Origin of the sequence: Schnuerera sp., from assembly GCF_035459645.1 — a bacterium.
GTDB lineage: Bacteria > Bacillota > Clostridia > Tissierellales > Tepidimicrobiaceae > Schnuerera.
In genome coordinates this window covers 1-2,533 of the sequence record NZ_DATHXO010000131.1, presented here as the reverse complement: position 1 = coordinate 2,533, position 2,533 = coordinate 1, and the positions used below count along the sequence as shown (strand labels likewise).

The following is a 2,533-nucleotide window of genomic DNA, read 5'->3' as shown; positions in this document are numbered from 1 at the left end:
GATACTGAAGTCCAAGTTTAACATTCTGAGAAAGGCTCTGACTTTCTTGCTGCGCGAGGGATGCCATAATGGTCAGAAGCACCTCCCCCTTGGCATCCATTGTATTGATGTTCTCTTTCTCGAAAAACACGGATATGTTCTTATCCTTGAGCTGCCTAATATATTTTAGGCAATCCAGAGGTCGAGTAGATGGCTTCCATAATATCTATATTACTGCCACCCCTCACAGAACCGTACGTGCAGTTTTCCCGCATACGGCTCTTCATAAAAATCATTTATTGCCAAGTGGAAACATATATTTTAGGCTCTACTATTGGGTTGTATTTTAATATGTTTAGGTATTTCTCCCAAGTTAATTTCTTTTGACTTCTTCTGTTGAGTGCTATAAACAATTGCCTACGGCAGTAATTTTGAAATCTCCTTAACTTATTATGATTATCGGAAATTCCATAATATCTATAATGACCAATTAGCTTCACATTCAACTTTTCAATTATCTCTGATGGTTTCTCGTGAAAATGCTCATATAGCCATTGCTTTACTGCCTGCATTTTTGCTTTAAGCTTTTTACTTGATGTATGATGTATTAGTTTATAGTTTCCTCTTCTATTTACACCATTTATATGTGTGAATCCTAGAAAGTCAAAAGTTTCTTTGGATTTTTGAAATCTTCCAAATTTCATTATCTTGGTTTTATCTTCTGCTACTTCTAACCCAAATTTTAATAGCCTTTCTTTTAGTTTAGCTAAGAACATCTTAGCCTCCCTCTCGTGTCTAAAACAGCATACAAAATCATCTGCGTACCTTACCATACTGGCATAGTAACATTCTTTCTTTATTACCTTTTCAAACCATAAATCAAGTACATAGTGTAGATAGATGTTGGCTAGTATTGGTGATATTAAACCACCTTGAGGTGTTCCTTTATCACTTTCCATGAATTTGCCTTCTTCCATTATCCCACTTCTTAGAAATCTCTTAATATATCTAATAAAGTTCTTATCTTCTATATCATGTTCTAAGAATTTTATCATCCATTCATGATTTACATTATCGAAAAATCCCTTTATATCGGCATCAACAATGTAGTTCACTGGCTCTCTCATGATTTTCTTATCTAAATCAAGTATTGCTTGATGACAACTTCTTTTTGGACGAAAGCCGTAGGATACATCTAAAAACTTCGGCTCATAGATTATATTTAAAATATCTGCCATAACTCCTTGTACAAGTTTATCTTCATAAGATGGTATACCTAATGGTCTTAGTTTGTCACTAGCTATTTTAGGTATATATACCCTTCTTACCGCTTGTGGTTTGTATGAAAACCTCTTCATCTTCCCCACTAACTTTTCAAGGTTATCTTCAATATTTTGGTCATATTCTATCTTTGTTATGCCATCTATTCCTGGTGCTTTTTTCTTTATTTGTGCTTTGTGTTTTAGGTATAAGGTTTCTTTATTTACATGGTGCATAAGATTTTGTACTGTCTTATATTTTCCCACTTGTTCAACTATCTTTAAATATTCATTTGTCATTATTTTCTCACCTCTCGTGTGATAATGTTGCCTATTTAAAGGCGATTTCTATGTTAGTCCCTTCCCTCCACGGTCATTACTCGCTTCATTGGTACTATGAACTAATCCGACTTCTTGCACATCTTCTGAATAATCTTGACTTCTTTCATTCTTGTATTATTCATTACCTTTTATGGAATATGCAAGACCTCTCCAGTCCACTAAATATATCAATGTCAAACTCGCCACGCTCTTCGACCCCCGACAGAAATAGTATTTTCTTGCCATTAATGATAATACTATTGTTGCCTACTGTAGAAACAAGTACATCGGCTTCTGTATTTTTTTATTCGCTAACGGGGCTGTATCGCTTCACCCTTTCGGATTGCGGCTCGATTGCTCCTACTGCCTACGCTTAAACCTAGTGTCACCACTTCGGCTCCAAGGCTGAGTACTGGCGGTTGGCTAGACCTTACCAGACAGGGTTCCCACCTGCTATATATTTAGCGTTAGCTGGACGCACTATTTCTGGCAAATCTAGATATAGATTTTGTAATTACCATATATATACCCATTCATACAATCATTTATTAACCTTTGAAAATCCAGTCTTTTATCTATTTGTGTGCCTGTGATAGCTTCATCTGCATAGATTCCAGCCATGGTCCAATCAGAATTCTCATTGATTAAATCAGTATAATATTTGACCTGGGAATGATAACTTTGAAGCTGATCTTCACTATCAGTACTAACCCTACAATAGGCTGCAACTCTTTTTAAATTTATCTCTATTCCATTTCTTCTACCGTTTAAAAGACCTTCCCCTTTTATTACTTCTACCTTCTTCATAATCTCACCTCATTTTTGTATTCTTCTATACAATCCTATTCTACCGCGACTAGTTAAATTTAGCAGGTCAAATCTGAAGAAATATTATATTTTTCCATAAGAAGCTTTTTAATCTTAAAGTATTCTTGCTTGTTTATTAGCTTTTCACTTAATAATTGCCTGAGCAT

The 2,533-nt window shown here is 35.0% G+C and carries 3 protein-coding genes and 1 pseudogene; all 4 read right to left on the bottom strand.

Annotated features, from left to right (window positions below; translation table 11 throughout):
* Nucleotides 1-178: pseudogene (locus VK998_RS03030) on the bottom strand (recombinase family protein); the annotation flags it as partial.
* A gap of 97 nt (nucleotides 179-275) precedes the next feature.
* Nucleotides 276-1,538, bottom strand: a complete 1,263-nt coding sequence (ltrA, locus tag VK998_RS03025) for a group II intron reverse transcriptase/maturase (RefSeq protein WP_325225333.1) — start codon at nucleotides 1,536-1,538, stop codon at nucleotides 276-278.
* Between the two features lie 516 nt (nucleotides 1,539-2,054).
* A complete protein-coding gene (locus tag VK998_RS03020; RefSeq protein WP_475513925.1) occupies nucleotides 2,055-2,366 on the bottom strand; it encodes a recombinase family protein in 312 nt (103 codons plus the stop codon).
* Between the two features lie 59 nt (nucleotides 2,367-2,425).
* Entirely contained in the window at nucleotides 2,426-2,533 is a 108-nt protein-coding gene (locus VK998_RS12910; protein WP_349254915.1) for an SHOCT domain-containing protein, read from the bottom strand.